Annotated in this window: 12 protein-coding genes; 9 read left to right on the top strand and 3 right to left on the bottom strand. The window is 65.5% G+C overall.

Annotated elements, in window-relative coordinates:
• The first annotated feature begins 208 nt into the window (after positions 1-208).
• Positions 209-1879 (top strand): formate--tetrahydrofolate ligase, encoded by a 1671-nt coding sequence (locus ASF09_RS15420; RefSeq protein WP_060527007.1) that lies wholly within the window; start codon positions 209-211, stop codon positions 1877-1879.
• A gap of 119 nt (positions 1880-1998) precedes the next feature.
• Here ASF09_RS15420 and ASF09_RS15415 read toward each other — a convergent pair whose 3' ends face one another.
• From ASF09_RS15415 to thiS, 3 genes are all read right to left on the bottom strand, one after another.
• Positions 1999-2646 carry an HAD-IA family hydrolase gene (locus ASF09_RS15415; RefSeq protein ID WP_060527006.1) on the bottom strand — a complete coding sequence of 216 codons (648 nt, stop codon included), beginning with the start codon at positions 2644-2646 and terminating at the stop codon, positions 1999-2001.
• 262 nt (positions 2647-2908) lie between these two features.
• The gene (locus ASF09_RS15410) at positions 2909-3091 is read right to left on the bottom strand and encodes a CsbD family protein (protein ID WP_056050734.1); all 183 of its coding nucleotides are present in this window, start codon (positions 3089-3091) and stop codon (positions 2909-2911) included.
• Positions 3092-3201: 110 nt separating this feature from the next.
• A complete protein-coding gene (gene thiS, locus ASF09_RS15405; RefSeq protein ID WP_082444324.1) occupies positions 3202-4191 on the bottom strand; it encodes a sulfur carrier protein ThiS in 990 nt (329 codons plus the stop codon).
• A gap of 169 nt (positions 4192-4360) precedes the next feature.
• Between thiS and aroQ the strand changes: the two genes are divergently transcribed.
• The 8 genes from aroQ (at position 4361) to ASF09_RS15365 (ending at position 11431) form a co-directional block, all read left to right on the top strand.
• Positions 4361-4795, top strand: a complete 435-nt coding sequence (gene aroQ, locus ASF09_RS15400) for a type II 3-dehydroquinate dehydratase (protein WP_060527005.1) — start codon at positions 4361-4363, stop codon at positions 4793-4795.
• A gap of 14 nt (positions 4796-4809) precedes the next feature.
• The gene (gene accB / locus ASF09_RS15395) at positions 4810-5298 is read left to right on the top strand and encodes an acetyl-CoA carboxylase biotin carboxyl carrier protein (protein ID WP_056050738.1); all 489 of its coding nucleotides are present in this window, start codon (positions 4810-4812) and stop codon (positions 5296-5298) included.
• Positions 5298-6650 (top strand): acetyl-CoA carboxylase biotin carboxylase subunit, encoded by a 1353-nt coding sequence (gene accC, locus ASF09_RS15390; RefSeq protein WP_060527004.1) that lies wholly within the window; start codon positions 5298-5300, stop codon positions 6648-6650. Before accB ends, accC begins: the two co-directional genes overlap by 1 nt.
• Before the next feature lie 17 nt (positions 6651-6667).
• The gene (locus tag ASF09_RS15385) at positions 6668-7171 is read left to right on the top strand and encodes a hypothetical protein (RefSeq protein ID WP_156359394.1); all 504 of its coding nucleotides are present in this window, start codon (positions 6668-6670) and stop codon (positions 7169-7171) included.
• Positions 7168-7503: an arsenate reductase family protein gene (locus ASF09_RS15380; RefSeq protein WP_060527103.1), complete on the top strand. Its 336-nt coding sequence runs from the start codon at positions 7168-7170 to the stop codon at positions 7501-7503. Before ASF09_RS15385 ends, ASF09_RS15380 begins: the two co-directional genes overlap by 4 nt.
• A 202-nt stretch (positions 7504-7705) precedes the next feature.
• Entirely contained in the window at positions 7706-8044 is a 339-nt protein-coding gene (locus tag ASF09_RS15375; RefSeq protein ID WP_055875939.1) for a P-II family nitrogen regulator, read from the top strand.
• Positions 8045-8187: 143 nt separating this feature from the next.
• Positions 8188-9600 carry a type I glutamate--ammonia ligase gene (gene glnA, locus ASF09_RS15370; RefSeq protein WP_056050744.1) on the top strand — a complete coding sequence of 471 codons (1413 nt, stop codon included), beginning with the start codon at positions 8188-8190 and terminating at the stop codon, positions 9598-9600.
• 493 nt (positions 9601-10093) lie between these two features.
• Positions 10094-11431, top strand: a complete 1338-nt coding sequence (locus tag ASF09_RS15365; protein ID WP_060527002.1) for an ABC1 kinase family protein — start codon at positions 10094-10096, stop codon at positions 11429-11431.
• The last annotated feature ends 8 nt before the right edge of the window (positions 11432-11439 follow it).

The raw sequence follows: 11439 nt of genomic DNA, 5'->3' as shown, positions 1-11439 counted from the left end.
CGGCGGGCTCAAGAGAAGTCCAGCCCCAATCATACCACCCCGGCGGAGGCCGGGGCCCAATTGGGGAGGTCGGAATAACTGGAGGCAGCGCTCTCCCGTCATCGTCCCCCAATTGGGCCCCGGCCTTCGCCGGGGTGGTCAGCGTGTTTGACGTCGGATCGTTACGCAACTCTGGCACCTCGCCCCGTCCCCCGCTACGCACGCCGCCATGGACACCGATATCGCCATCGCCCGCAGCGTCGCGCTGCGCCCCATCGCCACCATTGCGGACGGCCTCGGCATCCCCGACGCGGCGATCGAGCCCTATGGCCGCTTCAAGGCGAAGATCGTGCTAGACTGGCTGGAAACCCGTAAATCAGCCGCAAAAGGCCGGCTGATCCTCGTCACCGCGATCAACCCGACTCCGGCGGGCGAAGGCAAGACCACCACCTCGATCGGCCTTGCCGACGCGCTCCGCCATACCGGGCGCAAAGCCGTGCTCGCGCTGCGCGAACCCTCGCTCGGGCCCTGCTTCGGCACGAAGGGCGGCGCGACCGGGGGCGGCCGTGCGCAGGTCGCGCCGATGGAGGACATCAACCTCCACTTCACCGGCGATTTCCACGCCATCACCGCCGCGCACAACCTGCTCGCGGCGATGATCGACAACCATATCCACTGGGGCAACGCGCTCCAGATCGATGTCCGTCGCGTCGTCTGGCGCCGCGTCCTCGACATGAACGACCGTGCGCTGCGCGACATCGTCCAGTCGATCGGCGGCGTCGCCAATGGCTACCCCCGTGAGTCGGGTTTCGACATCACTGTCGCCTCCGAAGTGATGGCGATCCTGTGCTTGGCCAACGACCTTGCGGACATGGAACGCCGGCTCGGCGATATCGTCGTCGCCTACACCCGCGACCGCAAGCCCGTTACCGCGCGCGACCTGAAGGCCGACGGCGCGATGGCTGTGCTGCTGGCGGAGGCGATCAAGCCCAACCTCGTCCAGTCGCTCGAAGGGACGCCCGCGTTCCTCCACGGCGGGCCGTTCGCCAACATCGCGCATGGTTGCAACTCGGTGATCGCGACGCGGGCAGCGCTGTCGCTGGGCGATTACGTCGTCACCGAAGCGGGCTTCGGCGCGGATCTCGGCGCGGAGAAGTTCTTCGACATCAAGTGCCGTCAGGCAGGGCTCGCTCCCGACGCGGTCGTGATCGTCGCGACCGCGCGCGCGCTGAAGATGAATGGCGGTGTCGCGAAGGCCGACCTCGCGCACGAGAATGTCGAGGCGGTCCGCAAGGGCGCGGTCAACCTCGTCCGGCACATCGAGAACATCCGCCAGTTCGGCGTCCCCGCGATCGTCGCAATCAACCATTTCTACACCGACAGCGATGCGGAGATCGCCGCGATCGTCGAGGCGGCCGCCCAGCACGGCTCGCGCGCGATCCTCTGTCGGCACTGGGCGGAGGGTGGCGCGGGTGCGGTCGAATTGGCCGAAGCGGTCGCCGAGATTTGCGAGACGCATGGTGGCGGGTTCGCGCCGATCTATGGCGACGAACTGTCGCTTTTCGACAAGATCGACACGGTTGCGCGGCGGATCTATCGTGCGGAGCATGCGGTCGCCGAGCCGAGCGTACTCGCGCAACTCAAGCGCTGGGAGGATGCGGGGTACGGCCACCTCCCCGTTTGCCTCGCCAAGACGCAGTATAGCTTCTCGACCGATCCGGCTCTGTTGGGCGCCCCCACCGGCCACATCGTGCCGGTCCGCGAAGTCCGCCTTGCGGCCGGTGCGGGGTTCGTCGTCGCGATCTGCGGCGAGATCATGACGATGCCCGGCCTGCCGCGCGTGCCCGCAGCAGAGGCGATCCATCTGAACGACGAAGGGCTGATCGAGGGACTGTTCTGAGGCCCCAGATGCTACCCCCGCCTCCGCCATCCTGACGAAGTCAGGATCCAGGGTAACCGAGCCCTTCGTGGCTCTGGATCCTGACTTTCGTCAGGATGACGGCGAGCGGGGTGTCAGTCTCACGTGACAATCAGACCGTCCGGCCCGACCGCGACCGACAACCCTGCATAATTGACCACCGTCGGATGTGACGTCGCGACACCATGCGAGTGCGTGGCCGTAATCACGAGAACATCCGCCCCCGCCGCTTCGCCCGCGGCAATCCCGGCGGCGGCATCCTCGAAAACCAGACAATCGCCCGCCGCGACGCCGAGCCGCTCGGCCGCGACTAGAAAGCAGTCCGGTGCGGGTTTGCCGTTGGGGATGTCGTCGGCGGCGATCATGGTGGCAGGCATCGGCAGCCCGGCAGCCTTCAACCTTACTTCGGCGAGCGCACGCGGGGCGGACGTGACGATCGTCCAGCGTTCAGGCGGCAGGCTGGCCAGGAACGCGGCCGCACCGGGGATTGGTTCGATGTCGCCGACGTCCAGCATCTCGGCCGCGGTGATCGCAGCCGCTTCAGCGACCGGGTCGACGCCGGGGAGGTTCAGCCGTCGGACCGTCTCGACCGATTGGACGCCGTGGATCGTCGGCACGAACGTCGCGGGGTCGAGGCCATGCGCGATCGCCCATTTGGTCCAGGTGCGCTCGGCCGACGCGATCGAGGTGAGGATCGTGCCATCCATATCGAACAGGAAGGCGGCGTAGCGTCGGGTGGGGAGAGTCATGCGGGTGCTCGTGAGGCAGGTTGGCGGGTTGGGCAAGGCGGTTTGGTTAGGTTCTCTGCACCACCCCGGCGAAGGCCGGGGCCCAATTGGCATGCCCGAGGTAACGGCGCGCCGCCCTTAACCAGAACCGTCCCCCAATTGGGCCCCGGCCTTCGCCGGGGTGGTGGCAATTCTGATAGTGGCGGCAGCAAAAACCTACCGCACAAAGAAAAGGCCGCTCCGGTTTCCCGGAGCGGCCTGTATTCCCGTACCAAGCCGAAGCTTAGATGTCGTCGCCGAGTGCGCCCTTGACGCTGCCCTTGACGTTCTGCGCAGTGCCCTTGGCCTGCTGCGCCTCGCCTTCGGCTACCAGCTTCTCGTTATCGGTCGCCTTGCCGACGGCTTCCTTGACGTTGCCTGCAACCTTGTTGCCTGCTGCTGCGACCTTGTCGGTGAACTCGCCCATCAGAGCCTCCACTTGCTGTGCGGACCCGCCAACCGGGCCGCTTGAACTTGCAAAGGTATAACGGCCGTCTTTACCGTGGGTTCCGTGACGTTTGCGTCATGACCTATGTTTCAGATCAACCCCGCCAATGGACTCGAAGGATCGGCATAGCGACGCAGCCCCATCCGCCCGGCGCGGTACGCGAGCCGCCCCGATTCGACCGCGGCCTTCATGGCCGCCGCCATCATCAGCGGGTCCTTGGCCTCGGCAATGGCCGTATTCATCAGCACGCCGTCGCAGCCCAACTCCATCGCCACCGCCGCGTCGGACGCGGTGCCGACGCCGGCGTCGACCAGCACGGGCACCCCTGCCCCCTCGACAATCAGACGGATCGTCACGCGGTTCTGGATGCCGAGCCCCGAGCCGATCGGTGCGCCCAGCGGCATGATCGCGACCGCGCCCGCGTTCTCGAGGCGCTTGGTGGCGATCGGATCGTCGACGCAATAGACCATCGGCTTGAAGCCTTCGTTGGCCAGGATCTCGGTCGCGCGCAGCGTCTCGACCATGTCAGGATAGAGCGTCTTCGCCTCGCCGAGCACTTCGAGCTTCACCAGCTCCCAGCCGCCGGCCTCGCGCGCCAATCGCAGCGTGCGAATCGCCGATTCGGCATCGAAGCAGCCGGCGGTGTTGGGAAGGTAGGTGATCTTCTTGGGATCGATGAAGTCAGTCAGCATCGGCGCATTGCGGTCCGACACGTTGACTCGGCGGACGGCGACCGTGACGATCTCCGCGCCTGACGCTTCCACCGCGGCGGCGTTCTGCGCGAAATCCTTGTACTTGCCGGTGCCGACAATCAGCCGCGATTTGAACGTCCGGCCTGCGACTGTCCACGTGTCGTGGTCCCCGCCGCCGACGAAGTGCACGATCTCGAGGTCGTCGCTGTCTTCGACCATCACGTCCGCCAACGTCGAACGCGGCACGACCTCCATGTTCCGCTCGACCGCGATCTTCTCGGGTACGAGGCCGAGTTCGGTCGCGAGCCCTGCCAGCGAGAGTCCGGCGGAGACGCGCTTGTGCTCGCCGTTGACGGTGATCGAGACGGTGCCATCGGAGTGGGGCATGCAAAACTTCCGTTCGTTTCGAGCCCCTCGACATGGCTCGGGACAGGCTGATCGAGAAACCACCCGTCCGCTGCTTGTCTCATGTCTCGACTTCGCTCGACACGAACGGGTAAGGGTGGGACGAAGCATATAGGGGGTGGTTTGCCGCCCTCGCAACCAGGAGCAGCTCTTGCCAGATACCGTGTTCGTCCTGAACGGCCCCAACCTCAACCTGCTGGGAACGCGCGAGCCGGAGATCTATGGCGACGAGACGCTCGACGATATCGCCGGGATGCTGGAGGACCGCGCTCGCGCGCTCGACCTGGAGATCGACATGCGCCAGTCGAATCACGAGGGGCACCTCGTCGACTGGATCCAGGAGGCGCAGGCGCGTGGTGCCAAGGCGGTGATCCTCAACGCCGGTGCGTTCACGCATACCTCGGTCGCGGTGCACGACGCGATCAAGGGCGTGAAGACTCCGGTGATCGAAGTGCATCTTTCCAATCCCCATACGCGTAAACCGTTCAGGCATGTGAGCCTGGTCGGGCAAGCGGCGAAGGGCACGATCGCGGGTTTCGGCGCGCTTTCGTATCTGCTCGCGCTTGAAGCCGTCGCACGGTTCTGACAGGAGGCCCCGCCATGAACGATACAACTGAAAACACGGGCGCAATGCAGGTCGATGTGACCCTGGTGCGCCAGCTCGCCGAACTGCTCGACACCACGCAGCTGACCGAGATCGAAGTCGAGGACGGGTCGCGCCGGATCCGCGTCGCGCGCAAGGCCGCCCAGGCTGCCCCCGTCGCGCATTACGCGCAGGCGCCCGCCCCGGCCCCCGTCTCCGCACCGCTGTCGATCCCGCAGGCCGAGGTCGGCGCATCCGCCCCCGCGATCAGCGCGAGCGCGGTCAAGTCGCCGATGGTCGGCACCGTCTATCTCGCCGCCAATCCCGAGGCGAAGCCGTTCTCGACGGTCGGCCAGAAGGTCAATGCGGGCGACACGCTGCTGATCATCGAGGCGATGAAGGTCATGAACACGATCGTCGCGCCGTCCGCCGGCACCGTGACCGCGATCCTGGTCGAAAACGGCCAGCCGGTCGAGTTCGATCAGCCGCTGGTCGTGGTGGAATAATGCCGCAAATCAAGAAGCTGCTCATTGCGAATCGCGGCGAGATCGCGCTGCGGATCCACCGTGCCTGCCACGAGATGGGCATCAAGACGGTCGCGGTGCACTCGACCGCCGACGCCGACGCGATGCACGTCCGGCTCGCGGACGAGGCGATCTGCATCGGACCGCCGTCCGCCGCGGACAGCTATCTGAACATCCCGAATATCATCTCGGCCGCCGAAATCTCGGGCGCGGACGCGATCCATCCGGGCTATGGCTTCCTCAGCGAGAACGCGCAGTTCGCCGAGATCGTCGAGCTGCACAACATCCTGTTCGTCGGTCCCAAGCCCGAGCACATCCGCACGATGGGCGACAAGGTCCAGGCAAAGCGCACCGCGGGCGCCTTGGGGCTGCCGCTCGTCCCTGGGTCTGATGGCGCGATCAGCGACATCGCCGAGGCGAAGCGGATCGCCGAGTCGATTGGCTATCCGGTGATCATCAAAGCGGCATCGGGCGGCGGCGGTCGCGGCATGAAGGTCGTCAACGACCCCGAAGATCTCGAAACGCAGATGCAGCAGGCCGGCAGCGAGGCGAAGGCCGCGTTCGGCGACGCCACCGTCTACATGGAAAAATACCTCGGCAATCCGCGGCATATCGAATTCCAGATCTTTGGCGACGGCGAAGGCAACGCGATCCATCTCGGCGAGCGCGACTGCTCGCTGCAGCGCCGCCACCAGAAGGTGCTCGAGGAAGCGCCCTCGCCGATCATCACCGCCGAAGAGCGCGAGCGGATGGGCGGGATCGTCGCCAAGGCGATGGCCGACATGGGCTATCGCGGAGCGGGGACGATCGAGTTCCTGTGGGAAGCGGGCGAATTCTACTTCATCGAGATGAACACCCGGCTCCAGGTCGAGCATCCGGTGACCGAGATGATCACCGGGCTGGACCTCGTCCGCGAGCAGATTCGGGTGGCCGAGGGTCATCCGCTGACGCTCCGCCAGGAAGACGTCCAGTTCCGCGGCCATGCGATCGAATGCCGCATCAACGCCGAGGACCCGCGCACGTTCGCGCCGTCGCCGGGGCTGGTGAAGGTGTATCACGCGCCGGGCGGGATGCATGTGCGCGTCGATAGCGGGCTGTATGCGGGGTATCGCGTGCCGCCTTACTACGACTCGATGATCGCCAAGCTGATCGTCTATGGGACCACTCGGCAGGGTGCGCTGCGCCGGTTGCGTCGTGCGCTCGAGGAGATGGTGATCGAGGGCGTCACGACGACGATCCCGCTGCACCGTGCGCTGCTCGACGATCCCGAGTTCCAGGAAGGCGCGTACACGATCAAGTGGCTGGAAGAGTGGTTGGCCAAGCAGGGGGCGTAGGTACGATGTCGCGGTGGATGTTGCTTGCCGTTCCGGTCCTGCTCGCTGCGGGACCGGCATCCCCCGATCCGGTCAGAGGATTGGCCGGGCGCTATTACGCCCAGTTTGCCGACGGCATGGTGACCGGCGAAAAATACACCGGCGAGAATGTCGTCGAGATCGTGCCCGTAGCTGCGAACGCAGCCTATGTCCGCGCGCATCTCGATTTCTTCAACGGTCATCAGTGCGACATCGCTGGCATCGCGACGTCCCGCGGGGCGACACTCGTCTATCGCGACCTCGAAACGCCGTTACCCGGAGAACCGGCGTGCGTGCTCACCGTCTCTCATGCCGGGTCGTCGCTCAAGCTCGACGACGGCAATCGGGGGTGCAGCACCTATTGCGGCGCACGGGGAAGCTTGACGAACATGAGCGTGCCGTTCGCAAGCCGCCGCCCGATCCGGTACATGCCGCGTCTCAAGGCATCCGAGCAATATCGGCGCGCGATGACGGAATGGCGGACGGGCAAGCCTGCATCGTGAAGGCGACGATCTACCACAATCCGCGTTGTTCCAAGTCCCGCGAGGCGCTCGCCCTGCTGCAAGAGGCAGGGGGGGACGTCACGATCGTCGAATACCTCAAGACCCCACCCACCCGCGCGGAGCTCGTCCGCCTCTACGACCGCGCGGGCATGACGCCGCGTCAAGGGCTCCGCATGGCCGAGGACGGCGCCAAGGCGGTGAAGCATGGCGATGCCGAAGCAATCCTCGACGCGATGATGATCGATCCGCTGCTGATCGAACGCCCGCTGGTCGAGACCGACAAGGGCGTCCGGCTCGGCCGCCCGATCGCGCGGCTGCACGAAATCCTGTGATCGGCTCCCCTGCCCTTACATTGCGCACGCACCGCCCAGGTGCCGCAATTTCGGGCAGCGAAATCGACGATATTCCGCGGTTGCCCGAGGGCGCTGCGGCTGGCACGCTTGGTGCAAGGCGCCCTTCAGGGCGTAAACTGGACCCGCAAGGGCGTACAGCTCGTCCGAAAGGGCGGGGGTTTCAACAATCGGGGGCGTACCTGTGAAAAAGATCGAAGCCATCATCAAGCCGTTCAAGCTGGATGAGGTGAAGGAAGCGCTGCACGAGATCGGCGTGAGCGGCATCACCGTGACCGAGGCCAAGGGCTTCGGCCGGCAGAAGGGCCATACCGAACTGTATCGCGGCGCGGAATATGTCGTCGACTTCCTGCCGAAGGTGAAGCTCGAGGTCGTCGTCGAGGACGGGCTTGCGCAACGCGTCGTCGAGGCGATCGCTGCGGCTGCACAGACCGGCCGGATCGGCGACGGCAAGATCTTCGTCATCCCGGTCGAGAGCGCGCTTCGCATCCGCACCGGCGAGCGCGACGACGACGCAATCTAGCTCCCAACCACGCATATTGCGTTGACGACGAGTGACGACATCGTCATTTGACGCAGCGCAACATTGTGTGGAAATCCCGTTCCATACCGCAATTAGATTCCCCGCATGATGCGGCGGAAATCTCAAAACGAAGGGCAAGCATCATGGCGAATTCGGCCTCCGACGTTCTACAGATGATCAAGGACCAGGAGATCGAGTGGGTCGATCTGCGGTTCACCGATCCCAAGGGCAAGTGGCAGCATCTGACGATGGTCGCGAGCCTGATCGGCGAAGACGAGCTGACCGACGGCCTGATGTTCGACGGCTCGTCGATCGAGGGCTGGAAGGCGATCAACGAGAGCGACATGACGCTCAAGCCCGATCTCGACGCGGTCTATGTCGATCCGTTCTCGGCGACGCCGATGATGATCCTGATCTGCGACATCGCCGATCCGTCGACCGGCGAGCTGTACGCGCGCGATCCGCGCTCGACCGCCAAGCGCGCCGAGGCGTATCTGCTGACCACCGGCGTCGGCGACACCGTGTATGTCGGCCCCGAAGCCGAATTTTTCATGTTTGACGACGTCCGCTTCGAGAACAGCTATTCGACGAGCTACTATAAGATCGACGACATCGAGCTGCCGGGCAATTCGGGTCGCGAATATGAGGGCGGCAACCTGGGGCATCGTCCGCGCGCCAAGGGCGGCTACTTCCCGGTCGCACCGGTCGACAGCGCCGTCGACATCCGCGGCGAGATGGTCTCGACGATGATCGAGATGGGCCTGCCCTGCGACAAGCATCACCACGAAGTCGCGGCCGCACAGCACGAGTTGGGCCTGACCTTCGGCACGCTGACGCAGACCGCGGATCGCATGCAGATCTACAAGTACGTCGTCCATCAGGTCGCGCATGCGTATGGCAAGACCGCGACGTTCATGCCGAAGCCGATCAAGGAGGACAACGGCTCGGGGATGCACACGCATTTCTCGATCTGGGAAGGCAAGACTCCGCTGTTCGCCGGCAACGGCTATGCGGGCCTGAGCGACATGTGCCTGTATTTCATCGGCGGCATCATCAAGCACGCCAAGGCGGTCAACGCGTTCACCAACCCGTCGACCAACAGCTACAAGCGCCTCGTCCCCGGTTACGAAGCCCCGGTGCTGCTCGCCTATTCGGCACGCAACCGCTCGGCATCGTGCCGCATTCCGTACGGCACCGGCCCCAAGGCGAAGCGCGTCGAAGTGCGCTTCCCGGACGCGCTGGCCAACCCGTATCTCGCCTATGCGGCGCTGATGATGGCGGGCATGGACGGCATCCTCAACAAGATCCATCCGGGCGAAGCGATGGACAAGAACCTGTACGACCTGCCACCGGCAGAGCTCGCGCAGGTCCCGACCGTCGCGGGGTCGCTCCGCGAGGCGCTCGAATGCCTGCTCGCGGATCACGACTTTCTTCTGAAGGGCGACGTGTTCTCGAAGGATCAGATCGAGAGCTATGTCGAGATCAAGTACGCCGAGGTTGCGCGTTGGGAGATGACGCCGAGCCCGGTCGAGTATGATATGTATTACAGCGGGTGAGCTACCGAGCCGGCAGCGGTGCGCGAGAGCGCACAGCCGCTGTCGGCCGGCGTCGCGGGTAGCGACGACCGACGGCGTGGCTTTGCCACGTCGCTGAATTGGAAGAGGGCGCCCGAGGCAATCTGGGCGCCCTTTTTCTGTCAGGCCTAACGAACCCTCTTCCCGGCGCGTTCAATGGGAGCAGAGATCAGGCCGGCGCCCCTTCCGTCATTCCCGCGGAGGCGGGAACCCATACTGGCTGACGGCGCGATCGAAGCGCGAGCTGTCGAGTTTATGGATCCCCGCCTGCGCGGGGATGACGATGGGGTGTAGGCCGAAGTGCATCGGCGCCAAGCTTGTTTCCCCGGGAAGGCGGGGACCCAGACTAGACTCCCGCCTTCGCGGGAGAACAGGGGTAGCCTTGGTTAACTTCGAGGGTGGGCTCGGATTGATCGACCGTGACCGCCACCCATATCTCTCCTGAGAGCTCTCCCGAAGAACCCAAGGAACACCCGTGACCGAAGACAGCGGCAACAGCGCCGGACGCGCGATCCCCAGCGGCCGCCTCGCCCGTCTCGGCGTCTTCGGCAAACTCGCGGGCGGTGTCGCCGGCGGAGTCGTGGCCGAAGGCGCCCGCCGTCTAGCAAACGGCGAACGCCCCAAGATCGGCGACCTCCTCCTCACCCCCGCCAACGCCACCCGCGTCGCCGACCAGCTCTCGCACCTCCGCGGTGCCGCGATGAAGCTGGGGCAAATGATCTCGATGGACGCGGGCGACATGCTCCCGCCCGAACTCGCAACCATCCTCGCGCGTCTGCGCAACAATGCGAACCATATGCCGCCGCAGCAACTCGACCGCGTGCTTGCCGCCGAATGGGGCAAGGACTGGCGCCGCAAATTCGCACATTTCCAGGCGCACCCCGTCGCCGCCGCCTCGATCGGCCAGGTCCACCGCGCGCGCCTGCCCGACGGCACCGAACTGGCGATCAAGGTCCAGTATCCTGGCGTCAAGGAGAGCATCGACGCCGATGTCGACAACGTCGCGACTCTGCTCCGCGTGTCGGGCATGCTCCCCAAGTCGCTCGACATCGCGCCGCTGCTCGACGAGGCGAAGAAGCAGCTTCACGAGGAGGCCGATTACCTCCGCGAGGCGCAGATGCTCGCGCGCTACGGCGACCTGCTTGCCGACCAGTCGCAGTTCGTTGTGCCAAAGCTCTATTCCGATCTGACCACGCCGCGCGTCCTCGCGATGAGCTTCGTCACCGGCGTGCCCGTCGAGACGCTGGAGACCGCGCCGCAGGACGTTCGCGACCGCGTGATGCACGACCTGATCTCGCTCGTGCTGCGCGAGTTGTTCGACTGGCGGCTGATGCAGACCGATCCGAACTTTGCCAACTACCGCTGGCAGCCCGAGACGGAAAAGCTCGTCCTGCTCGATTTCGGCGCCGCCCGCCCCCTCCCTGCCGAAACCGGCGAAGGCTATCGCCGCCTGCTCACCGCAGCACTGGCGGGCGACCGCGACGCGGTACGCGAGGCCGCTATCGCCGCCGGTTTCCTCGGCGAAGCGGCCGTTCTCCAGCACCGCGCACTCGTCGATCGGATGATCGACGTCATCCTCGTCGAACTCGCCAAACCCGGCCCGTTCGACTTCGGCGACCGTGCGTTCGTCGGCGTGCTGCGCGAACAGGGCACCGAGATCGCCCGCGACCGCGATACCTGGCACCTGCCCCCGATCGACACGCTGTTCGTCCAGCGCAAGATCAGCGGCACCGCGCTGCTCGCCGCCCGCCTCAAGGCCCGAGTCGACGTCCGCGCGTTGATCCAGCATTCCTTCGGCGAAGCAACGCTCTAGGCCGCCAC

It is taken from the genome of Sphingomonas sp. Leaf242 (assembly GCF_001422045.1).
In the GTDB taxonomy this organism is placed as follows: domain Bacteria; phylum Pseudomonadota; class Alphaproteobacteria; order Sphingomonadales; family Sphingomonadaceae; genus Sphingomonas.
This window is presented reverse-complemented; position numbering and strand designations above follow the sequence as displayed.

Excerpts from the sequence above, each read along its gene's own strand:
- ASF09_RS15420 (WP_060527007.1), top strand. The coding sequence starts at position 209 with ATGGACACCGATATCGCCATCGCCCGCAGCGTCGCGCTGCGCCCCATC.
- ASF09_RS15415 (WP_060527006.1), bottom strand. The coding sequence starts at position 2,646 with ATGACTCTCCCCACCCGACGCTACGCCGCCTTCCTGTTCGATATGGAT.
- ASF09_RS15410 (WP_056050734.1), bottom strand. The coding sequence starts at position 3,091 with ATGGGCGAGTTCACCGACAAGGTCGCAGCAGCAGGCAACAAGGTTGCA.
- thiS (WP_082444324.1), bottom strand. The coding sequence starts at position 4,191 with ATGCCCCACTCCGATGGCACCGTCTCGATCACCGTCAACGGCGAGCAC.
- accB (WP_056050738.1), top strand. The coding sequence starts at position 4,810 with ATGAACGATACAACTGAAAACACGGGCGCAATGCAGGTCGATGTGACC.
- accC (WP_060527004.1), top strand. The coding sequence starts at position 5,298 with ATGCCGCAAATCAAGAAGCTGCTCATTGCGAATCGCGGCGAGATCGCG.
- ASF09_RS15385 (WP_156359394.1), top strand. The coding sequence starts at position 6,668 with ATGTTGCTTGCCGTTCCGGTCCTGCTCGCTGCGGGACCGGCATCCCCC.
- glnA (WP_056050744.1), top strand. The coding sequence starts at position 8,188 with ATGGCGAATTCGGCCTCCGACGTTCTACAGATGATCAAGGACCAGGAG.